This window comes from Flavobacterium sp. C4GT6 (genome assembly GCF_036347315.1).
GTDB lineage: Bacteria > Bacteroidota > Bacteroidia > Flavobacteriales > Flavobacteriaceae > Flavobacterium.
Window position 1 is genome coordinate 115220 of record NZ_JAZGZU010000009.1, and the last position, 24127, is coordinate 139346.

Sequence of the window (24127 nt, forward strand, 5' to 3'; positions counted from 1 at the left end):
ACATGAGTGATCAAAAACAGCAACCGGGGCAAATTAACATTGAACTGGATGAAAAAACAGCCGAAGGTATTTATTCTAACCTGGCAATTATAAACCACTCGGCTTCCGAGTTTGTAGTGGACTTTGTAAGCATAATGCCGGCAGTGCCTAAAGCTAAAGTTAAATCACGCATCGTATTAACGCCTCAGCATGCCAAAAGGCTGCTAAAGGTACTTGGTGAGAATATTCATCGTTTTGAAGCCGCTCATGGTGAGATTAAGGAATCAGAACAACCACCAATTCCATTAAATTTCGGGCCTGCAGGTCAGGCTTAATATAAAATAAGAGCCCACTCATTTGAGTGGGCTTTTTTTATTTTCATTATCTAAACGTTAATTTTGTTTTAGAAGACTAAGTGTATCATTTAATCTCATTGCATTTACTAAACAAAATTCCAAAATATAATCAATCCGTTGAACTTCAGTTTCAAGATAGGTAGTAATATCTCATTTTTCAATATGAGCGGTTGTGATTACTGCTTTTGTTAGGCAAAGCCTGAAAACGACAAGTTTTCTTTTTTGGATAAAGCAGGCTTATTATCCATTTTATGGTTGTGGTTAAAGTTGTTTTTGCGTGTTAACAATATTACGAAATTAGGCTCATTGTGACTTTATAGGATTAGTAATATTTCCTTAACTTTGAGGTTCATCAATTAATCCCTATTTACTTTCCAATGTCGAGTATAATCCAACTTCTTCCTGACCACGTTGCCAACCAGATAGCTGCCGGAGAGGTAGTACAAAGACCGGCTTCGGTGGTGAAAGAATTAATGGAAAATTCGGTTGATGCGGGCTCTACAGAGATAAAACTTGTAGTTAAAGATGCCGGTAAAACCCTTATTCAGGTTATAGATAACGGTAAAGGTATGAGTGTTACCGATGCCAGGCTGTGTTTTGAGCGCCATGCGACCTCAAAAATACGCCATGCGGAAGATTTGTTTGCCCTTGGGACAAAAGGCTTTAGGGGAGAGGCATTGGCTTCTATAGCGGCTATTGCCCACGTTGAAATGAAAACCAAGCAGGATCAGGAAGAACTGGGTACGCATATCGTTATAGAGGGGAGTAAGTTTGTAAGTCAGGATGTGGCGGTGTTGCCAAAAGGGACATCTTTTTCGGTTAAGAACCTTTTCTTTAATATTCCGGCAAGGAGAAACTTCCTAAAGTCAGATACGGTTGAGTTCCGCCATGTGGTAGATGAATTTGAACGTGTGGCTATGGCACATGCCAATATTCATTTTGTTTTAATACATAACGGAAGCGAAATGTTTAACCTTCCAGCTTCAAACACACGCCAGCGTATTGTAAATATTTTTGGCGGACGTACTAATGAGAAACTTGTTCCGGTAAACGAAACTACCGAGATTGTTAGTATTAACGGATTTGTATGTAAACCCGAATTTGCTAAGAAAAACAGGGGAGAACAGTTCTTTTTTGTAAACGATAGGTTTATAAAAAGTGCCTACCTGCACCATGCGGTAATGGCTGCTTACGAAGGTTTGCTTAAAGACGGTACACAACCGGGGTATTACCTGTACCTTGATGTTCCGCCTAATACGATTGATATTAATATTCACCCAACAAAAACGGAGATAAAGTTTGACGATGAGCATGCGCTTTATGCCATACTCAGGTCGGCTATAAAACATAGCTTAGGGCAGTTTAACGTAGCGCCTGTACTGGATTTTGACAGGGATGCCACGCTGGATACTCCTTACGATTATGAAAAGAAAGATGTAGGTATGCCTACCATCCAGGTAGATTCTACCTTTAACCCGTTTGCCGATGATAGTGATGATAAGCCAACACAAACTTTTTCAGGTGGCGGTTCGCGCTCCTCTTCGTCATCGTCTTTTTCATCGTCATCGTCCTATTCTTCACCTTCCTTCAAAAAGGATAAGATGCCATCGTGGGAGAGCCTGTATAACGGACTGAATACATCGACTGACGAAATTGCCGAAATAAGCTTTGAATCGGAAGAAGTGACAGGTTCGCTGTTTAATGATGAGGAAGTAGAGCAAACGACTCATAAAACATACCAAATACATAAAAAATATATCGTAAGCCCTATTAAGTCGGGCATGGTGATAATAGACCAAAAAAGGGCACACCAGCGCGTGCTGTATGAGCAATTCCTGGCTAATATTACGGTTCAGCATGGTTCAAGCCAGCAGTTGTTGTTCCCGCTAACGCTTCACTTTAATAAAAGTGAACTTGGCATAATAAAGGAAATGAAGGAATCGTTACAAAATACTGGCTTTGTTTTTGATGAATTTAGCGACGACCATATAGTGGTTTCCGGACTTCCGGTAAATGTTGCTGAAAGTGAGGTTTCCATACTGCTTGAAGAGCTGCTTAATGATTTAGAACAGGAAGTGCCCGATACCAGTTTTAGCCAAAGCGACAGCATTGCAAAGTCAATGTCACGAAGCCTGGCAGTTAAAACCGGAGTAATATTGACCGAGAGGGAGCAGGAAACTATGGTAAACGCGCTTTTTGCCTGTAAGGAGCCCGGAGTTTCACCATTTAATAAACCTACTTTTATTACACTAAGCGTAGAAGATTTAGATAAACGATTTGCCCTATGATGTTTAGAATGACCGAAGTTGTAAAGCAACTTATAATTATAAATATAATTTTCTTTGTAGGTAAAATAATAATTGGCCAAAATATAATTGATGAGTATTTAGCCTTTCATTATTTTGGTAATCCTTCTTTTAAACCATGGCAAATAGTTAGCTATATGTTTATTCATGCTGATATACGCCATATATTTTTTAATATGCTGCTTCTGTTTTTTATTGGTCCGTCACTCGAAGATCAATGGGGAGGAAGTAAATTCCTGTTTTTCTATCTCTCCTGTGGTGTAGGCGCTATATTAGCAACTCAGGGAATATCATATTTTGCTTTTCATGATAGTTTAAATATTTTGGTGACCGAAGGTTATAATAAAGCTGATGTTTTGGCTGTTCTGAATGAAGGTAAATACATGGTTAAATGGGAGGAGATTCTTACTCTAAGAGAGTTTAATAACCTTGTAGGGAGTTATAGTATAGCTACACTTGGTGCTTCAGGAGCCATATATGGTGTGCTTGCTGCATTTGCGTTTCTTTTCCCAAACAGAGAGATATATTTAATGTTTGTTCTCCCTGTAAAAGTTAAGTACCTTATTGCTTTTTTTATAATAGGAGATTTAATAGCAGGTTTTAAAGGACAAATGTTATTAGGTAATGCCGGCGGAACAGCATATTTTGCGCACATAGCAGGAGCACTTATAGGTTATCTTATGATGCTGTATTGGAAAAATCATCAGTTTAAAAATAATAGATGGAATTAATATGGGAATTTTAGACGACTTAAAAATGGAGTACCGTATGGGAGGTATTACACAAAGACTTATATTTTGGAATATAGGTTTGTTTGCCATACCAATGATTCTGTTTGGTGTACTTCCTTTATTTGGTGCTAACCTATCTTTTTTAAATTGGAACAGTTTAGGGCTTGACTGGCTAAGTTTATCATCAAATCCAGCGGATTTACTATGGAAACCCTGGTCATTGATAGTATATATGTTTTTACATGCGGGTGTACTTCATTTGCTTTTTAATATGCTTATGTTGTATTTCTCTGCTAGGTTTTTCCTGACCTTCTTTACACAAAAACAGTTTTTTGGTCTCTATATATTAGGTGGTGTATTTGCAGGCTTAATGTTTATTTTAAGCTTTAATGTGCTTCCTGGGTTAGTGTTGTCTCAGGCAAAAATGGTAGGGGCATCGGCAGCTATTATGACTATTTTAATTGCATCGGCTGTATATTCACCTTATTATGCTGTAAGAATTCCTTTAATAGGTACACTTAAATTGTGGCATATTGCGTTATTCTTTGTAGTACTGGATCTTATTCAGGCTTCCGGTGGTAATTCCGGCGGGCATATAGCACATCTTTCGGGAGCTTTGTTTGGATACATTTATATAAGGTTATTACAACGAGGAACCGATCTTAGCAGTATAGTAACAGTGGTGATTGATTTTTTTACTAACTTGTTTAAGCCTAAAAAGTCTACCCCGTTTAAAAAAGTACACAGAAATAAAAACACTGCTACGACTAATAACAGGAGTACAACAAGTTCAACCTTCGCAAAGCAGTCTAAAGATATTACACAGCAAAAAATAGATGATATACTGGACAAGATTAGTAAATCAGGCTATGACAGTCTGACTAAAGAAGAGAAAGAATTCTTGTTTAAAGTAGGCAAATAACAACCAATAAATAACCGGGTATCCCCATGAAAAACCTTTCCTGGTTTAATAAGCTAATGTACTTTATCAACATGGTTTTAACCGTGTTGACGTTTCTTGCTTATGTCTTACCTTTTTTGGCGCCCAAGTTATTTCCGTTACTTTCTGTTTTTACTTTAATATTGCCTTTGCTGCTGGTGCTTAATTTCATCTTTTTTATGTACTGGCTGCTGCAAACCAAAAGGCAAATGCTCCTTTCGGGTTTGGTGCTGTTACTGGGTATTACTTTTGTTAGTAAACTTTATAGATTCTCTTCAGATAAAGAAGAAGTTACTCCCGATGATTTTGTAGTGATGAGCTACAATGTGAGGATGTTCAATTTGTATGAATGGATTAATGACAGCCTTGTGCCTCAAAAAATAGATAATTTCGTTAAAGAAAGAAAGCCTGACGTAGTTTGTTTACAGGAGTATAATAAAAAAGGAAACGACTTATTTAAGCAGTTTGAATATCGTTATATATATAAAGAAAAAGGGAAGAGCCAACATGCCTTTTTTTCAAAGTTCCCTATTTTAAATACGGGGAGTCTTACTTTTCCTAATACAGGTAACAGTGTTGTGTATGCCGATGTAGTAAAAGGTAAAGATACATTAAGGTTTTACAGTATGCATTTGCAATCGGTTAAAATAAGTCCCGATATTCATGAGAAAATAGATGAAGAGAAATCAAAAATAATATTCAGGCGTTTAAGTGAGGCTTTTAAAGAGCAACAATTACAGGCCGAAATAGTACAGCAGCATAAAAAAGACTGTCATTACCCAATGATTATTTGCGGTGATCTTAACAATAGTGCTTTTTCTTATGTTTACCGAAGCATAAGGGGAGATTTGAAAGATTCGTTTGAAGAAGCGGGTAGTGGTTTTGGTAAGTCGTATAACTACAAATATTACCCTGCAAGGATAGATTATATATTTGCTGATAACAGACTGCATGTAAAAGAATTTAAAACATATGACATGTTTGTAAATTCTGACCATTATCCTATAATATCAAGACTGGCTTTTGTGAAAGAGGATAAGGAGTAATTATTTTTACAGCTCCTGATTTTTTAAGTACTCCATAGCATAACGACCTTCATTAAATAAAAGATCAAGTATACTTAGGTTGTTTATAAAGCCGTGTTTTTCTTCAAAAACCTGTGTGTAAGGTTCAAACTGAGAAGGATCTCTTTTTCCGTTTGCAAGATGTCGTAAGTCCTGTATACCTTCAACTTCATGAAAATATTCTGCGGTTTTTTCATAAGAGAAATCCATTCCAAGACAATCTGTAATGATTTCCATTATCTGGAAATTAAGGTCCATCATGAAAGTATGTTTTTTCTCAAATACAGGTCTTATATCGTCTTCAAAATATTCGAAGAAGGGAGAAGTGCGATAAGCGGCTTCAAGTGATTTAAAATGCTGTTTTTGCCAGTTAAAAGCAGGTTCTATCTTAACGTCTTTAAACTTTTGATGTTTACTGTCGGTATTATGTTTTACCGGAATGTTTAAAAGCTGAATCCCATTAGGGCTGTATATATACATCCTGTTCCTGTTTGTTTGCTTCTGGAAATTATCTTCTGCTTCAAAAACAATCTTATCTGTTTTTGTCATAGCAACAAAGTGACTGATAGAAGGGAAGTAGGTAGGGTGTATTAAAATGCTCATTGGTATTGATTTAAAAAACTGAAGATTGGTACATTGTACCAATCTTCAAATTTATATACTTTTAAAATATTATCGTTTAAATGGCTGCTTTTTTCTTTTTCTTTCTGAAGTAATCAAATACAAACCATCCGGCAAGTAGTATAAGGAAGTACTTAAAGTAAGATACTGGTTTACCTTCACCGCCTACAGTAGTAAACATTCTGTCCCAACGTACTTTTTTACTAAAGTTTTTCCAGGGTACATTTTGATCAAGGCTCATCCAAATGAATACAGGCTTACCAACAATGTGGTCTTGCGGTACAAATCCCCAATAACGGCTGTCTAGTGAGTTATGACGGTTGTCACCCATCATCCAGTAGTAGTTTTGCTTAAAGGTGTATGAGGTGGCTATCTCTCCGTTTATCCTGATTTCATTACCTATAACCTGAAGTTTGTTTCCTTCATATTCCTTGATGATATCTTCGTAAAATGGTAGTGTTTCTTTTGTTAGGGATACTGTTTTTCCTGCTTCAGGGATATAAATAGCCCCTATGTTATCACCACTCCATGTAGGTTTAGTGTGAGGGAATACTTTAGTGTCTTCGGCTGGGCTTATGTATTTTACTATAGAGTCAATGCCTGTAATACTTTTAATTTTTTCGGCACCTTCTAAAGTAAGGTTTGCCATAACTGTGTTTTCTGATTTACCAGGCCAGAATTCAGTTGAACCGTTTTGATGAAGTATTTGATATACCTGTTGCGAAGAGAGCGTTCCAGGCTTAATGTATATAGTATGGAAATACTGAATCTTTGCCCTGTCTGATAGCTGAAGCTCTTTTCCGTCAATATAAACAGTACCGTTTATGATAGAAAGTGTATCTCCCGGTGTACCTACACATCTTTTAACGTAGTTTGTTTTTTTGTCAATTGGTTTGTAAGTGCCATCAGTTCTTTTGTCTGTTGGCCAATTAAATACAACGATGTCATTTTTCTCTGGCTTTTCAAAACCAGGAAACCTAAATGATGGTAGTTGAGGCCAGCTAAGATATGACTTGGTATTTACTACAGGAACAGAGTCATGTACCATAGGTAGTGCAACTGTAGTCATTGGGGTGCGGGCACCATAATGAAACTTGCTTACAAACAGAAAATCACCAATAAGTAATGTTTTTTCAAGAGAAGCTGTAGGTATGGTAAAGGGCTGCATTACATAGGTGTGTACTATTGTAGCAACTACAACTGCAAATAATAATGACCCTAAAGTGCTTTCTTTTTTCTTTTCGGCTTCATATTCTTCCTGAGTGATATATTTTACATCTTCAACATAGTTTATGTAGTATATATAAAATCCTAAGGTTACAATGCCTAAAATGGTATCTAAAGATGATTTTTTACCAAAGCTTTTTAATGTAAGTACCCATACTACAGGGAACATGATAAGATTTACAATTGGGATAAATAATAAAATAGCCCAGTAAGCCGGCTTCCTTATTATCTTCATTAGTATAACAGCATTGTATACAGGGACTGCTGCTTCCCATTTTTTTCTACCTGCTTTTTGATAAAGTTTCCAGGTTCCAAGGTAATGTATTACCTGTACTGCCAGGAAAAAAATAAACCACTGTAGTAAAGTCATCTTTAAATTGTTTTTTTATATATGTATGTCTTTTGGTGAAAATGTTACTTTAAATCTAAAACATCTTTCATGGTAAAGACACCCTGTTTGCCAATTATCCATTCGGCAGCCACTACCGATCCCAATGCAAAACCTTCACGGCTATGTGCTGTATGCTTAATTTCGATTGAATCAATCTCTGAATCATAAAATACTGAGTGCGTACCCGGAACGTTTTCTATACGCTTGGCGTCAATAAGTATTTCATCCTGTTTAGCATCGTTAAGAGCCCAGCTGGAGTAGTTACTGTTTTCTATAACTCCTTTTGCTAAACTGATAGCTGTACCACTTGGAGCATCCAGTTTTTGAGTATGGTGAATTTCTTCCATGGATACCTTGTATTGCTCCAGTTTGCTCATCATTTTAGCAAGGTATTCGTTTAACTGAAAGAAAATATTAACCCCAAGGCTAAAGTTAGAGCTATAAATAAAAGCTCCCTTTTTTTCTTCACACAGTTTAACTATGTTGTGGTATTCTTCAAGCCAGCCTGTTGTTCCTGATATTACTGGAACATTTTTATTAAGGCATTGTGAAATATTTTTAACGGCTGCATCAGGAATACTGAATTCTATTGCTACATCAGCATTTTCAAGTCCGTCAAAAGAATTGTCTCTTGTTTTTCGTAATACAATTTCGTGGCCTCTTTCCAAAGCAATCCTTTCGATTACTTTTCCCATTTTTCCGTAGCCTAAAAGTGCAATTTTCATATATTAAAATTGGTAACTAAGGGTTAGCCCCATGTTATGTTTGTAATCAATTTGGTTTTGTTGCAGCTGTGGTCTTAGCGACAGGTTGTCGTTAACGTTAAACTGCATTAGGTGGGCATTAACATTGGCTTCAACAATGTTTAAAACATAAAATCCCAATGCGAGTAGCATTGAGAGGTCTCTGTTTTTTTGATGAAACTTTTGGGCTCTAATAAGTCTGTCTTCGCCAATATCGGCAAGTTCTCCGGTTACGGTACCGCCTGCTAAGAGTGTTTTGTAGGCATCCCTGTACTCGTGGTATTTTTTGTTATTCCAGGAGTAGTAATACAGGGAAGTACCTATTGCAGCATATACAATAGGTATTTTCCAGTATTTTTTATTGTAAGCCTGTCCAAGTCCCGGTAGTACAGCCGAATAAAACGCTGCTTTAGACGGTGCTAAGGGATCCTGGTGGACATTTTTGTTTAAAGTAACATCGGTGTTCATTGTAAGCTGCAGGGAGTCGTTCTCTGTTTTCTGAGCAAATGTTGCCGAAGTAATTAAAAAGATAAATATGAACAGTATGTTTTTCACTAACTTTTGATAAGTTTAATAATCCTTTTGAAATCTTCTTCTGAGTGAAAAGGAATAGTGATTTTACCTTTTCCTTTTGCATCAACCTTTACATCAACTTTTGCGCCAAAGAATTCAGTGATTGTATTTTTCTGCTCGTCTTCTACTGCAAAAGTATTTGCTTTTACGGTAGTTTTTTCATTTTCAGGCTTCAGGCTTTCCTGATATGCTTTAACCAGTGCTTCTGTTTCCCTAACCGAAAGGTTTCCGCTAACGATTTTCTGGTAAATATTTGCCTGTGCGTCCTGATCTTCAATATTAATTATGGCACGTCCGTGTCCCATAGAGATAAAGCCGTCACGAATACCGGTTTGGATTATAGGGTCCAGTTTTAATAAACGCAGGTAGTTAGCAATTGTAGAACGCTTTTTACCTACGCGATCACTCATTTGTTCCTGAGTAAGCTGGATTTCATCTATAAGCCTTTGGTAAGAAAGGGCAATCTCAATAGGGTCAAGGTCATGACGCTGTATATTTTCTACAAGAGCCATAACAAGCGACTCATTGTCGTCTGCAAGGCGAATATAAGCAGGGATAGAGGTTAAGCCTGCCAGTTTAGAAGCACGCAAACGACGCTCTCCCGATATAAGCTGGTATTTGTTATATTCCAGTTTTCTAACGGTAATAGGCTGTATAACACCAAGCTCCTTAATAGAGGTACTTAGTTCCTGTAGTGTTTCTTCGTTAAAGTTTGTTCTTGGCTGGAACGGATTAATCTCTATAGCATCAATTTCAAGCTCTATTATGTTACCAACAACCTTATCAGCATTTTTATCCTCAACCGATTTGATGTCGTTTTCCGGATCTTTTAATAATGCAGATAATCCTCTTCCAAGTGCTTGTTTTTTAATTGCTTTTGTCATGAACCTACTGTTGTACTAGTGTGTTTTTCTTTATTATTTCTTCTGCAAGGTGAATGTAATTAATAGCACCTTTGCTTGTTGCGTCATAGTTAATGATGCTTTCGCCAAAACTTGGCGCTTCACTAAGCTTAACGTTACGTTGTATAACGGTATTGAAAACCATATCATTGAAGTGTTTCTGTACCTCTTCAACCACCTGGTTAGACAGTCTTAAACGTGAATCATACATGGTAAGTAACAGTCCTTCAATATCCAGTGATGGGTTGTGTATTTTTTGTACACTCTTAATGGTATTAAGCAGTTTGCCTAATCCTTCAAGGGCAAAATATTCACACTGTATAGGTATTACCACAGAGTCTGCAGCCGTTAAGGCATTAAGTGTTAAAAGCCCAAGAGATGGGGCGCAGTCTATCAGTATATAATCATACTTATCCTTAACGCTTTCCAGCGCAGTTTTAAGCATGTATTCTCTGTTTTCTTTATCCACAAGCTCAATTTCAATAGCCACAAGGTCTATGTGTGCCGGGATAACCGAAACATTAGGAGCATTACAGTTAATAGTAGCCTCATCCGGAGTATTGGTATGTTCCAGTATCTGGTAGGTGCCTCGCTCTACAGTTTCTACATCAATGCCAAGCCCGGAGCTGGCATTTGCCTGGGGGTCAGCATCTATTAGTAATACTTTTTTTTCCAATACACCCAGCGCTGCGGCTAAGTTTACTGAAGTTGTCGTTTTTCCTACGCCACCTTTCTGGTTGGCAATAGCAATGATCTTACCCATGAATGTTTAATAATTTTAGAACCGTAAAAATACAATTATTTATGGTTTTTGAAAGTGGAATTTGTTAACATTAATTTTTGTTTTGCTATTGCCCCGTGTTTACTGTAATAACGCAGAAAAGCCGATAAATTTAATTATCGGCTTTTCCGGGAAGGTTAATTGGTTGATTTGGTTATTTAATGATAAGCTTTTTAGTATCAGTATAGTTACCTGCCTGTACCTTTACAAGGTATAAACCTGAGTTAAGTGCAGAAAGATTTATTTGTTGTGGCTGACCGTTCGTTATAACAGTATTGTATACCATGCTTCCTGTAATTGAATATACAGTTATGTTTGCCTGATTTGCATCAGTGTTTTGAGAGCTGAAGTTTACCGTTATATTTTTGTCTGAAGACGGGTTAGGGTACAGATTAAAGTTTGTTGTTGATAAGTTAAAATCATCATTACCCAAAAGGTTTGTAAACATAACATTGTCAATAAAAGCTGCATGGTGAGCAGTATCTGTATTTACCATGAATACCAGGTGTTTTTGCTCATCAAAGCTTCCCTGAGCAAATTCTACAGTATAGTTTTGGTTTTCTTCTGTAAGAGCTATTGATTCACCTACTGCAGTGAAAGTTTCAGTATCAGTAGGGTTTGCCATAGTACCTAACTGAACGGTTACGTTACCGGCACCTTCTTTATATGAATCAAAAGTTACTCCATAAGCATCTTGTGTTGCTACTATTGACGGACTAATAAGGTATCCTGGTGAGTTAGTAGACATCATACTGTAGTAAGTAACAAATTTATTTTCTGTTTCCTCATACTGATCGATGTAAACAAAAGTACCGTCAGTTAAGCTGTTCCAGCAGTTTTGTGGGAACGAAGCTGTAGGACCGGCAACTATAAAGTCTTCAAAGCCTTCTTCTAATCCTGCCTGTGCTTCACAGTTTATTTCCCATTTTACATTATCAATAATTGCAGCGTTGTGAACAGCATCTGCCATAAACTGGAATGCAATATAAGTATCTTCTGTAGCATTGATTACAATGTCACTGTAAGTTGTTACATCTGCCGATAATGTAATAATACCTCCAAAGGGAGTAAAGGTTTCTGCATCTGCCGGATCTGTCATTGTACCTATCTGTACAGTAACATTAGCCTCGGTTAGTTTAGCTGCGTCAAATGATAGTTTATGGTTTCCGTCAATTGTAGAAAGTGCCGGTGTTATAAGATAACCAGCTTCATTTATCGACATACCGGTGTAAAATGTAGCTGCTATTTCATCTTCTTCACCATCAAGATAAACCATTGTGTTGATTGTTAGTTTTGACCAACAGTTTTGTGGGAAGTCAGTTGCTGCACCTGTTATTTCAAACTCGTTAAAATTCTCGTCTAAAGTATCAGCAGCTTCACAGGTAGTTGGAATTTCACTCCATACTACATTGTCTATAAAAGCAGCATTGTGTGCTGTATCGCCGCTTATTTTGAAAGCTATATAGGTGCCTTCGGCTGCAGTTATAGCTATGTTGTTGTGAGTAGTATATTCGTCTGTAACTGTGATTGGTTCACCAAAGGCAACAAATGTTTCAGCATTGGTATTATCGGTTAATGTTCCCAGTTGTATTGTAACAGTTCCGGGTGCAGGTGGAGGTCCCATAACTATTCTTTGAGTGTCAAATGATAGTTCGTAGTTACCATTTAAGGTGTTAAGTTCGGGTGTAATAAGGTATGCATCTGTGTCAACAAATGTTGAGGCATAAAAAGTTACAAAATTCTCGCCTTCTTCACCGTCTATATATACCATTGGTCCGTCTGCAATGGCTGACCAACAGTTTTCAGGTAAATTTTCGAATGTATTAAAGTTTTCAGATAATGTTGCGGTTGGATCGCATTGTGCATTTGCCATTATTGATGCACAAACTAAAGATGCGGTGAGTAATAATTGTTTCATATCTTTTATTTAGATTGATTTAAAATAATGATGCAAATATATTGTTTTTATTTAAACCTATTCTAAATAGTGTAAAAAAATTAAGCCTGAAAATAAATTCAGGCTTTCGTATTTTTATGAAGCGATGTAACTATTTATTTTTCTTGGCTTTAATCATAGCCTCTAGCATATCCCACATTTCTTCGGGGATTGCTTCAAGCAGGTTAAACTGCCCGGCACCTTTTAACCATTCGCCACCATCTATAGTTATCACTTCGCCGTTTACATAGGCAGAGTAGTCTGATACAAGGTAGGCGGCAAGGTTTGCCAGTTCCTGATGGTCTCCAACGCGTTTAAGCGGAACTTTTTTAGCAAGGTCAAATTTTTCTTTTAAATCGCCTGGTAATAACCTGTCCCAAGCACCTTTTGTAGGGAACGGACCCGGTGCTATGGCATTACTTCTAATGCCATATTTTGCCCACTCTACAGCTAGGCTTCGGGTCATGGCTAAAACGCCTGCTTTTGCTGTGGCACTTGGTACTACATAAGCCGATCCTGTCCATGCATAGGTGGTTACTATATTAAGTATTGTTGTGTTTTCCTGTTTAGTATCTATCCAGTGTTTACCAAAGGCTAATGTACAGTTTTTAGAACCTTTTAATACAATGTCTATAATGGTATCAAATGCGTTTGCCGATAGTCTTTCGGTAGGAGAAATAAAGTTACCGGCAGCATTGTTAAGCAATATATCAGCTTTACCGTATTCTTTTAAAACAGCCTGAAGCATGTTTTCAACTTCTTCATAATGGCGAACGTCACATTGTACAGGAAGGCATTTGCCTCCGGTTTCCTGCTCCAGCTCTTTGGCTGTGTTTTGCAGTTTCTCCAAATCTCTTGATGTAATGGCAACTTTTGCTCCCAGTTCCATAAAATATTTGGTCATAGATTTACCAAGGCCGCTACCACCTCCCGTAACAACAATCACCTTACCCTCAAGCGCGTTGTCACGAAGCATTTTATTAGTATAGTTCATAATTTAATTCTGAATTAGTTTTTTACCAAGTTACAAATTATTTGGCTTGGATAAATTTTTTATGCATGCATATTAAAAAATAAAAAGGGATAAAACCAATAGCTTATCCCTTAAGTGTTTACTTAATGTTATTTTTTATTGATTTTTCCCGAAGAAACCTTTGTACACTATTCCGGCGAGTATAGCTCCAATTATCGGAGCTACCCAAAATACCCATAGCTGACTCAATGCCCATGCATCGGCAAAAAATACCTGACTTGTACTTCTTGCAGGGTTTACCGATGTGTTACTTACCGGTATGCTAATAAGGTGAATAAGGGTTAGCCCGAGCCCTATGGCTATTGGGGCTAGTCCTTTAGGTGCTCTTTCGTCTGTAGAGCCTAAAATAATAATGAGGAACATAAAAGTCATTACTATTTCACACAGTATTACGGCCTGCATGCTGTAACCGCCCGGGGAGTGCTCGCCATAGCCGTTTGCGGCAAAACCACCGGCAACAAAGCCTTCTTTGCCCGATGCTATGGTGAATAAAACATAAGCAGCGAGTATGCCTCCCAATACCTGTGAAATAATGTAGGGGATAAGTTCTTTTTTGTCAAACCTGCCGCCTATCCATAAGCCTATAGATACTGCAGGATTTAAATGGCAACCGGATATATGACCAATGGCAAAAGCCATAGTTAAAACGGTAAGACCAAAGGCGAGTGCAACTCCCATAAAGCCTATTCCGTGTTCGGGGAAAGAGCAGGCAAGTATGGCGCTTCCGCAACCGCCCAGTACCAACCAGAATGTACCAATGAATTCTGCGATTAATTTTTTTGTCATAATTTATTGATTTAGGTGATTAATATTATGAGCTAAAAAATAGAATCTTTTTACAGTTGTTTTTTGGAGATTATTGTCTTAATAATGAACTGTTTGGTTTCGAAAAAATGAAAGTTTGTTTTTAATGATTTAGGTTAAATTTAGTTTAAAACCTGTCAATATTGTACAACCTGTAAGATTACTTTAACATTTTTTAGTTAAAAATTTACTAAAAACTAAATTGTATGATTTTCTTTTTATGATTTTTTTTTAATTTTTAAGTACTTTTATCAAACAAAGTTATATCCCCACCGTATAACGAGAAATAGTATGAATATATTGATAGCCGATGACCACAGTGTTGTAAGGCAGGGTGTAGCATTGATTTTGAGGGAAGCGTTCAAGACCATTGAAATATATCACGCAGACAGTTTTCAGGAAGTTGTAGTGAAATTGAAGAAGCAATCTGTTAATTTACTTCTTCTTGATATTAATTTGCCCGGCGGCAACAGTGTTGGAATGATTAGCAGGGTTAAGGATTTGCAGCCTGCTACAAAAATTTTGATGTTCTCAGCCTTTGATGAAGAACAATATGCTTTACGATACCTGCATGCAGGAGTTGATGGCTATTTGAATAAGCTTAGCTCTGAAGAAAAAATAATAGAAGCTGTAACCGAGATACTACAGGGCGGAAGATACTTTAGTAATAAAGTAAAGGAACGCATTTTTGAAAATGTAATTAATAAAGTGCCTGATAATCCTTTAGACAGCCTTTCTAACAGGGAGCTTGAAATTGCAGATTTACTGGCAAGGGGAGAGGGTAACCTTGAAATAGCTAACAGGCTGGATATTAAAATGTCTACAGTGAGTACTTATAAAAGCCGAATATTTGATAAGCTGGGTATTACAAATGTTGTATCACTGGTAGAGAAGTTTAAAATGTACCGGGAGCAAAGCTAAACCGTAAACTTTATTGTAATACTGGTTCCGCCTTTTTGGGTGCGGGCAATGTTTATTTTTCCTTCTAAAATATGAACAAGCTCTGCAACCATTGGTAATCCCATTCCTTTAGTTGAGCTTTCTTCCTGCATAAAATTACCCTGAAGTATTTTATTATAGTATTCAAGTTCTTTATCTGTCATACCTTTTCCTGTGTCTTCAATGGATAGAGTTAATCCGTCTTTTTCTGTAACCGAACTTATTATAACCGATCCCTCTGTTGTGTTTTTTGTTGCATTGTCTATAAGATTATGCAATATAATGGATAACAGATGTCGGTTTATGGTAGTTGTAAAGTATTGCGGTACCTTATTATGAATATATGTTTTTTGGGCAAGTGCTATATTTCTGAAAAAGTCTTTTTTCTCTTCAGCCAGTTGATATAAGGAGTAAGGTGTCGACTCATCATTATTAATGTTTGTCTCCTTTGCATATTCTAAAAAGTTATCTACAAAATGATACAGCTGAAATGATGAGGTGTATATAGACTGCAGATTCTCTTTTAAACTATCCTGATTGGTGTCAATATTATTATAAAGATACCTGCCGGTTATGGAAAGAAACTTAAGCGGACTCTTGATATCGTGAGTTATGGATTTGATAAGTTTTTTATGATTATCAATTTGTTTACTCAGGTCATCTTTTGTTCTTCGTAGTGTTAGTATAGTTTCCTGTAGTTGTGAAGTTTGAAGTATAACTTTGTTTTCCAGTACAGTGTTTTTGTATCGTATGTACTTTATACGTAGCTTAATAAAAAGTAGTACAAATAAAATTCCAAGCGTTAGGATGAATAGCTGAAACCAGGTTGTTTGCCAAAATGCCGGTTTTATGGAAAATGCTACATTTTTATAGGTCCATTTTGAACCGAATCCGGTTAGTTTTCTTGCTTTTAGAATATATTCTCCAGGTGGTAGTGTGGAAAAGGATATTGTTTTTTCGGTTAGTACAGTCCACTGCTGATTAACCGGACCTTCCAGCATAAACTCAATATTTTCATTATAGGGCTCGCCAAAGTAAGGACTGTTTACTATAAAGTTCAATCGTCCAAAATTACGGTCAAGCTCAATTGTTTTGCAGGTATGAAGTATTTTGTCGTCTACTATAATCTCATCAATATATAAGGGATTTTTAGGTAGAATAGGGGATATATTATCCGGATTGAAAAAAACAATACCTTCCATTGAAGGGAAATATATTGTTTGGTTTTTAAGGTATACACCACAAGGCTGGCATCCGCCATTAAACTCATTATTAGGGAAGCCTGAGTTTTTATTGTAACTATGATAATATATGCCGGCAGATTCTTTTTCGGCATAGTTTAACAAGTCCTGCTTTTTAATCTGGAATATCCCTTTGTTAGTGGTTATCCAGAAAAAGCCATTGTTGTCTTCTATTATACAGTGGCTGGTTAACAGATATTGGTTTTTATCTGGAGGGAACTGTGTGGTTTTATTATGCTTATAAAGGAAAAAACCTTTGCCGTAACTACAGGCCCATACTTCTCCGGTAGGTTCTACATATAGTGATCGGACGTTACAACTGGGGAAGTCGGGTATTTTGTAGCATTTTTTACTTTTTATATCATATTTGCTTAATCCTTTCCATGTTCCTGTCCATATTGTGGTGTTATTTGGTACGCTAATGGATGCGGCAGCTTCTTTCACTCTCAGGAAAACAGTAGGGCGGCAATACCTGTTTTTAGGGTCAATATAGTACAGGTATCCACCTGTTTCATTTGGTTTAGAAAAAGTTCCAAACCATATTTTTCCGTCAGGAGCTTTAGTCATTGCTGTTATGCCAACATCAAGTGGCCATTTGTCAAATGTGTTATAATCACTGTCTTTTTTAAAGCGGTATAGTACTCCGCCATGTTTAGTCCAAACGTCACCATGATTATCAACTACCATCATGTATTTGTCAGAGTGACCTGCCATACCGGTAATTTGTTTGTAGCCCTTTGATGTAAATACTTCTCCTGTACTGCTTAAAATTTTATTTTGACCAATATCCGAAAGGGCATAGTACACGCCATCTGTCCCTATAGTATGAGGAAGCGAGGGTATAATATGGTTAAAACCTACTTTTCTTACTACAAGCAATCCTTTATTAGCACTTCCCAAATATAGTTTTTTAGAGAACTCATCATATAGAAAGGATATAATGTTGTTATGGGGTATATCGAAGTCTTCTGAAACCAAAACGGTTTCTATTAAGCTGTCATGAGGTTTTAAATAATAAAGCTTTTTTTGGGTGTAAATAAATGATTGTCTTGCTGTATTGTTTGAGAATATGAAATAAGGAGACGAGAATTTTTTGTCATATTCTATAAGTTTGGTTTTTAGATTTGAATCAAAAGCAATGGCTTTACCGTTTTTAGTATCCAGGTAAAGTGTTGAGTTAATTATATAAAACTGAGAGTTAACAGGATATTTGTAAGCAATCTCTAAAGATGTTTTTGTTTGTTTGTTGTACAGTTTTATACTATCGTTCCCTATTATATATAAATTTTGTTTAGCCTGAATATCTATGTATTCACTATCTCCTGTAAACGATAATGACGATACGGGGTTATGGTTGCTTTCAACTATTTCCTTAACCGATTTATAAGGCTCAGATATTTTTTTGTTGAGGTTCTTTATTTTTCTGTTGTTTATAAGTAAGAACTGGTGGCTTTCATTTAATAAGTAAATACTATCGTTTTCGGGAATACCACTAAAAAGGCGGGTTCTGTTTGATATTAGACCATGAATGTTTTCAGAGTTGTAAATATCAAATGTCTGTCCGTCATAGCGGGCTATACCATTCTCTGTAGATAGCCATATATATCCGTATTTATCTTTTACTATAGAGTTAACCGTATTTTGGGGTAGGTTGTTACTATCGGCTGAATACCAGGTATGCAGGAACTTTTCCTGCGCACTAATAGTATTACAGCCAACGCATAGCAGTAATAGGATAAAAGATTGAAAATAATTCATTTTTGGGGGCTATGAATTTAACTTATAAATCAACCAAATTTATTGTATGTTTTTGATCAATTCCTGGTTTGTAGAAATAATTCTACACAACTAAAAATATAATTCTATGCAATGATATAAATTTAATACATAGATTTGCAACGCCCCATTAAATAAAAATACAACTAAAAATTAATTTACTAATGCTATGTTTTTAAAATCCCCCCAAAAAGTTTTAAAGGCATTTAATTTCAATAATGCTCATCAATCTGATAACAAACTTTACAAAACAGAAGTAGATTAGTTTTTGCCTGATTTATTCATGAATGTTTCCTGGTTTAATTACTATGGGATATTGTCGTGTATTTATTTCGGGAGAATTTTGATTATGTAACTGATTTTTTAACTGAATTGTATAAGATAAGCAGAGTAATCTTTTAACTGCATACGTGCAAAAAATGATTATTTGTTATGATTGAATTAGTATTAATTGGCCTGCTCGTTCTTACAGCAGCTACACTTTATATTGCATCGCAAATAAAGTCGGTTTTATTATTCGACAGGATATGTAATGCCTTTTTGGTATTTGCATCACTGCAGGCATTATTTGCCTTAGTTAGTATATATGCCGGTGATAATTACACCTTCATGGCAGTACCTTTCTTTTTGGCATATGGTCCGTTTAAGTATTATGCTGTAAACTCACGTATTAATAATCAGTTTTCAAAGAAAGCGGTTTATGTGCATTTTATCCCGTCTTTTATTTTTTGTTTTGCTTATCTCATTGTAAATGAGTTTAGCTTCCTTAGTGAGTATCTACCTGTATATAATACTATGCTGTTTATCTCGGTCTTTGTATCTATGACATCCTATTCTGTTTGGGCACTTTTATATGGTAAAGCTAAAAATGAACGTGATAATGATCCTTTGGCTCGTAAACTTTTAAACTTTTCGTCAGCTTTAGTTATACTAGTGAGTACTGTTTCTTCAGTTTTTCTCATTAAAGAGTTTTTAAATACGGGTAGAGTGAACCCAATAATTTTTAGCTCAATTTTTTATACACTGGCTTTGTTTTTAGTAGCAGTCGCTTTTAGGTATAAGGTGTATAGCTTTATCGCTTATATGCAATCGGTTAATGATGAGTTTGACCAAGAAGAAATTAAAGAAGAAGTAAATAAATTGTCTGAAAATTTAAGTTTACAAACAGAAAATATAACTGCTCATACAATTGATTTTAATAAGGAGAATGAGGATTTACATAATAACGAAGAAGTTATTTCCCTGAAAACGTCACCTCAAAAATATGCTAAGTCAGCACTTAATGAAAGTATGTTTGAAGTATATGAGGAAAAGCTGCAGCACTTTTTTAAGGATGAAAAAGTATTTCTGGATAATGATATGTCTCTGGAAGTACTGGCAGAGAAAATGAAACTTTCCAAACATCATCTTACTCAGCTTTTTAATGTTTATATAGGAGAAAATTTTAATCAGTATATTAATAAATACCGTATTAGTTATTCATGTGAGCTGCTTCAGGATAATGAAGGTGAGATGACAATGGAAGAAGTTGCCTTTGAGAGCGGATTCAATTCAAAAGTATCCTTCAACAGGCATTTTAAAAATATTATGGGGTGTACTCCGTCTGACTTTACTAAGAAGAAGGAAGGAGTAGCATAACCATAAAATTATAGTATAATACAATACAGTTTTTGATTATTAAATAACGTACTCACGAGTGCTATTATAAGTTTAAGAACCACCCAATACCAATCTATATATACTATCTTTAAAGCCGGACCTTGTATTTAAGGTTCGGCTTTTTTTTGTTTAACAGTCATGTGTGTAAAAGTCTTCTAGATTATTTTTTTACCTACATATGATTTTTAAGGTTACTTGTTTTATTATTATCTCCTGTCAAATCAAAATTTATAAACTGTTTATTTTTTAGGTTACTTGTGTGAATGTTTTTGTTGCTTTTTTTCGATTATTTTTTGTTTTAAAAACTTCATTACATGGTTTGTTTTATGAAATAAACACACTCTCCCAAAGGTAAAATAATAATTGTTTTGTAAATATCATAGTTGTTTCAGTATTAAACTCTAATTAAAGCGTGAATTCTATATTTTGTCTATGTTCAAATAATTGGGAAAGATATTTTTCCAATTATTTTTTACTTCATATGCGATTTAAAATTAGAGATTTGCATCAGAAATTAAGTTTTTATTAACAGAGAACGATAACTGCCCCCAAAAAGTAACCGTTCCTGATTTTTTCCCCTGAGGAGTAAAAAATCTGTGATATAGTTTAAGTGTTATTTAATACTTTTTACAGTTTTTTGAAACAAAAAAGAACATGCTGCAAGAGGTGATGTGGGTTTGCTAGGACAACCCCGTCCGGGTGATTAAAAATTGGAATTTACATAAGGCAGTATTTAAGGCTTTGTTATATGTTAAGATATAATGAGATGTTAAATATGTCTAATATAAATCTAGAAACAAAGATGTAAATTACAAAATTGCCCCCACAAATACCGTAAAATATTTAAAAGTTTTCCCCAAAGACTTTTAGACATCAAAACCAAAAAAAAGAAATTTAATTACTAATGACGATGAAAAACTTATTGTCTGCCCTGGTCTTGTTACTGGGAGCGGCAGCTGCAAATGCGCAGGTAGGTGTAGGAACCTCCAGCCCTAATGCCTCTGCACAACTCGAAATTGTATCTGAAGATAAGGGTATTTTAATACCACAGGTTTCTCTAACAGATGCGACTGACGCCACAACCATAACAAATGGTAATGTTTCAAGCCTTTTAGTTTACAATACTTCACAAACAGCAGATGTAAATCCAGGCTATTATTATTGGTTTGATAATAAATGGAACAGGATTTTAACCGACCTTGATATCTTTAACGAAACCATCACTACGTTAGTAGACAATAGTGACGGTACCTATACCTACACTAGTGAAGATGGTGTAGTAACGGTTATCGATATACCTGGTAATCAAACATTAACCACTTTAGTTTACGATCAAACGGCTAATACCCTTACATACACCGATGAGAACAATAACCCGGTTGTTATTGATTTACCTACATTGGTTCAAAATGCTGAGACATTAACCTCTTTAGTGAAAAATGAAGACGGATCTATTACTTATACCGATGAAAACGGTAACCAAACCAATATTGATTTTACAGGTATAATTCAGGATAATCAGGCAGTGACAAGTATTGTAGCTAATATTAATGCAGGTACAATAACTTTTACAAATGAACTTGGACAGACTACCGTAATTAACATATCAGATTTTGTTACGCAATATGAAACAGTAACCACATTAGTTGATAATGGTGACGGAACTGTTACTTATACTAATGAGGAAGGTACGGCGGTAACAGTAACACTTCCTGCCGGATTAAACGGGGTTGACGGTACTGATGGGCAAAGTGCTTACGAATTATGGTTAGCCGAAGGAAATACAGGAACAATCACCGACTTTTTAACTTCATTAGTTGGAGCAAACGGAGCCGATGGTGTAGCAGGAACAAATGGTACTGATGGCTTAAGTGCATACGAATTATGGTTAGCCGAAGGAAATACAGGAACGATCACCGACTTTTTAACTTCATTAGTTGGAGCAAACGGTACAAATGGTACTGATGGGCAAAGTGCTTACGAGTTATGGTTAGCCGAAGGTAACACAGGAACAATCACCGACTTTTTAACTTCATTAGTTGGAGCAAACGGTACAAATGGTACTGATGGGCAAAGTGCTTACGAGTTATGGTTAGCCGAAGGTAACACAGGAACAATTACCGACTTTTTGACTTCATTAGTTGGAGCAAACGGAGCAGATGGTGCAGCAGGAGCGAATGGTACTGATGGGCAAAGTGCTTATGAGTTATGGTTAGCCGAAGGTAATACAGGAACGATCACCGACTTTTTGACTTCATTAATTGGAGCAAACGGAGCAGATGGTGCAGCAGGAACAAATGGTACTGATGGACAAAGTGCTTACGAATTATGGTTAGCCGAAGGTAACACAGGAACAATCACCGACTTTTTAACTTCATTAGTTGGAGCAAACGGTACAAATGGTACTGATGGACAAAGTGCATACGAGTTATGGCTAGCCGAAGGTAATACGGGAACATTAGGAGAATTTCTTACTTCTTTAATAGGTTCAGCAGGACCGGCTGGTACTGGTATTACTTCTGCGACGAATAATGGAGATGGAACTTTTACATTATCTTTTTCAGACGGAACATCTTTTACAACAGATAATTTAACAGGCCCACAAGGTATAGCTGGTACAAACGGTATCAATGGGACTAATGGTGCAGACGGACTAAGTGCTTACGAGTTATGGTTAGCAGAAGGTAATACAGGAACGATCACCGACTTTTTGACTTCATTAGTTGGAGCAAACGGAGCAGATGGTGCAGCAGGAGCGAATGGTATTGATGGCTTAAGTGCTTACGAACTGTGGTTAGCAGAAGGTAACACAGGAACAATTACCGACTTTTTAACTTCATTAGTTGGAGCAAACGGAGCAGATGGTGCAGCAGGAGCGAATGGTACTGATGGACAAAGTGCATACGAGTTATGGCTAGCTGAAGGCAATACAGGAACATTAGGAGAATTTCTTACTTCTTTAATAGGTTCAGCAGGACCTGCTGGTACTGGTATTACTTCTGCGACGAATAATGGAGATGGAACTTTTACATTATCATTTTCAGACGGAACATCTTTTACAACAGATAATTTAACAGGCCCACAAGGTATAGCTGGTACAAACGGTATCAATGGGACTAATGGTATCGACGGACTAAGTGCTTACGAATTATGGTTAGCCGAAGGAAATACAGGAACAATCACCGACTTTTTAACGTCATTAGTTGGAGCTAACGGGGCAGATGGTGCAGCAGGAACAAACGGTACGGATGGCCTAAGTGCTTACGAGTTATGGTTAGCCGAAGGTAATACGGGAACATTAGGAGAATTTCTTACTTCTTTTATTGGTTCAGCAGGACCAGCAGGTACTGGTATTACTTCTGCAACAAATAATGGTAATGGAACTTTTACATTATCATTTTCAGACGGAACATCTTTTACAACAGATAATTTAACGGGACCACAAGGTATAGCAGGAACTAACGGTACAAATGGAACCAATGGTACTGACGGAGTTGATGGAGTTGATGGTTATAGTGCTTATGATATTTGGATTGCCGCAGGCAATACAGGAACTGAGTCTGACTTTTTAGCATCACTTGAAGGTACGGACGGAACTAACGGTATCGATGGTATTGACGGTGACAGTGCTTATGATATTTGGGTTGCAGCAGGCAATACAGGAACTGAAGCAGACTTCTTAGCTTCACTTGCAGGTACGGATGGAACTAACGGAACCAATGGTATTGACGGAGACAGTGCTTATGATATTTGGATTGCCGCTGGTAATATAGGAACTGAGGCTGACTTTTTAGCTTCACTTGCAGGTACGGATGGAACTAACGGTATCGATGGTATTGATGGAGACAGTGCTTATGATATTTGGATTGCCGCTGGTAATATAGGAACTGAGGCTGACTTTTTAGCTTCACTTGAAGGTACGGATGGAACTAACGGAACCAATGGTATTGACGGTGTTGACGGAAACGGCATTACTTCGGTAACGAATAACAATGACGGTACTTATACACTTAATTTTGATAACGGTACCTCTTTCACTACAGCAGACCTAACGGGTCCAGCAGGAGCAGATGGTGTTGACGGATCAGACGGTGTTGACGGAAACGGTATTACTTCAGTAACGAA

General features: G+C 36.5%; 18 protein-coding genes. 8 read left to right on the plus strand and 10 right to left on the minus strand.

Annotation, left to right across the window (positions count from 1 at the left end; all coding sequences use genetic code 11):
* Positions 1 to 2 precede the first annotated feature (2 nt).
* From V3Z67_RS12005 to V3Z67_RS12025, 5 genes are all read left to right on the plus strand, one after another.
* Entirely contained in the window at positions 3 to 314 is a 312-nt protein-coding gene (locus V3Z67_RS12005; protein ID WP_035135501.1) for a DUF3467 domain-containing protein, read from the plus strand.
* 398 nt (positions 315 to 712) lie between these two features.
* A complete protein-coding gene (mutL, locus tag V3Z67_RS12010; RefSeq protein WP_330443535.1) occupies positions 713 to 2623 on the plus strand; it encodes a DNA mismatch repair endonuclease MutL in 1911 nt (636 codons plus the stop codon).
* Positions 2620 to 3372, plus strand: a complete 753-nt coding sequence (locus tag V3Z67_RS12015) for a rhomboid family intramembrane serine protease (RefSeq protein ID WP_330443536.1) — start codon at positions 2620 to 2622, stop codon at positions 3370 to 3372. The genes mutL and V3Z67_RS12015 overlap by 4 nt, the downstream gene beginning before the upstream one ends.
* 1 nt (position 3373) lies before the next feature.
* Positions 3374 to 4294 carry a rhomboid family intramembrane serine protease gene (locus V3Z67_RS12020; protein WP_330443537.1) on the plus strand — a complete coding sequence of 307 codons (921 nt, stop codon included), beginning with the start codon at positions 3374 to 3376 and terminating at the stop codon, positions 4292 to 4294.
* Between the two features lie 26 nt (positions 4295 to 4320).
* The gene (locus V3Z67_RS12025) at positions 4321 to 5358 is read left to right on the plus strand and encodes an endonuclease/exonuclease/phosphatase family protein (protein WP_330443538.1); all 1038 of its coding nucleotides are present in this window, start codon (positions 4321 to 4323) and stop codon (positions 5356 to 5358) included.
* 6 nt (positions 5359 to 5364) lie between these two features.
* Here the strand turns inward: V3Z67_RS12025 and V3Z67_RS12030 are convergent, their stop codons facing one another.
* The 9 genes from V3Z67_RS12030 to aqpZ form a co-directional block, all read right to left on the minus strand.
* Positions 5365 to 5979: a WbqC family protein gene (locus tag V3Z67_RS12030; protein WP_330443539.1), complete on the minus strand. Its 615-nt coding sequence runs from the start codon at positions 5977 to 5979 to the stop codon at positions 5365 to 5367.
* Between the two features lie 76 nt (positions 5980 to 6055).
* On the minus strand, positions 6056 to 7594 hold the full coding sequence (gene lepB / locus V3Z67_RS12035) for a signal peptidase I (RefSeq protein WP_330443540.1): 1539 nt from the start codon (positions 7592 to 7594) through the stop codon (positions 6056 to 6058).
* 44 nt (positions 7595 to 7638) lie between these two features.
* On the minus strand, positions 7639 to 8340 hold the full coding sequence (gene dapB / locus V3Z67_RS12040; protein WP_330443541.1) for a 4-hydroxy-tetrahydrodipicolinate reductase: 702 nt from the start codon (positions 8338 to 8340) through the stop codon (positions 7639 to 7641).
* Between the two features lie 3 nt (positions 8341 to 8343).
* Positions 8344 to 8913: a DUF5683 domain-containing protein gene (locus V3Z67_RS12045; RefSeq protein WP_330443542.1), complete on the minus strand. Its 570-nt coding sequence runs from the start codon at positions 8911 to 8913 to the stop codon at positions 8344 to 8346.
* A complete protein-coding gene (locus tag V3Z67_RS12050; RefSeq protein WP_330443543.1) occupies positions 8913 to 9815 on the minus strand; it encodes a ParB/RepB/Spo0J family partition protein in 903 nt (300 codons plus the stop codon). The genes V3Z67_RS12045 and V3Z67_RS12050 overlap by 1 nt, the downstream gene beginning before the upstream one ends.
* A 4-nt stretch (positions 9816 to 9819) precedes the next feature.
* Positions 9820 to 10596, minus strand: coding sequence for a ParA family protein (locus tag V3Z67_RS12055; protein ID WP_330443544.1), 777 nt, complete (start codon positions 10594 to 10596; stop codon positions 9820 to 9822).
* 172 nt (positions 10597 to 10768) lie between these two features.
* Positions 10769 to 12532: a T9SS type A sorting domain-containing protein gene (locus V3Z67_RS12060; RefSeq protein WP_330443545.1), complete on the minus strand. Its 1764-nt coding sequence runs from the start codon at positions 12530 to 12532 to the stop codon at positions 10769 to 10771.
* A gap of 130 nt (positions 12533 to 12662) precedes the next feature.
* A complete protein-coding gene (locus V3Z67_RS12065; RefSeq protein WP_330443546.1) occupies positions 12663 to 13544 on the minus strand; it encodes an SDR family oxidoreductase in 882 nt (293 codons plus the stop codon).
* A 135-nt stretch (positions 13545 to 13679) separates the two neighbouring features.
* The gene (aqpZ, locus tag V3Z67_RS12070) at positions 13680 to 14369 is read right to left on the minus strand and encodes an aquaporin Z (RefSeq protein WP_330443547.1); all 690 of its coding nucleotides are present in this window, start codon (positions 14367 to 14369) and stop codon (positions 13680 to 13682) included.
* A 309-nt stretch (positions 14370 to 14678) separates the two neighbouring features.
* On the opposite strand from aqpZ, the gene V3Z67_RS12075 reads away from it, so the two are divergent.
* Positions 14679 to 15308, plus strand: a complete 630-nt coding sequence (locus V3Z67_RS12075; RefSeq protein ID WP_330443548.1) for a response regulator transcription factor — start codon at positions 14679 to 14681, stop codon at positions 15306 to 15308.
* Here the strand turns inward: V3Z67_RS12075 and V3Z67_RS12080 are convergent.
* Positions 15305 to 18325: a ligand-binding sensor domain-containing protein gene (locus tag V3Z67_RS12080; protein ID WP_330443549.1), complete on the minus strand. Its 3021-nt coding sequence runs from the start codon at positions 18323 to 18325 to the stop codon at positions 15305 to 15307. The two genes, V3Z67_RS12075 and V3Z67_RS12080, sit on opposite strands and share 4 nt — an antisense overlap.
* A gap of 450 nt (positions 18326 to 18775) precedes the next feature.
* Here V3Z67_RS12080 and V3Z67_RS12085 point away from each other — a divergent pair, with 450 nt between their 5' ends.
* Together V3Z67_RS12085 and V3Z67_RS12090 are read left to right on the plus strand one after the other, a co-directional pair.
* The gene (locus V3Z67_RS12085; protein ID WP_330443550.1) at positions 18776 to 19981 is read left to right on the plus strand and encodes a helix-turn-helix domain-containing protein; all 1206 of its coding nucleotides are present in this window, start codon (positions 18776 to 18778) and stop codon (positions 19979 to 19981) included.
* Positions 19982 to 20912: 931 nt separating this feature from the next.
* A partial coding sequence (locus tag V3Z67_RS12090; RefSeq protein WP_442902267.1) for a beta strand repeat-containing protein occupies positions 20913 to 24127 on the plus strand: 3215 nt, incomplete at its 3' end.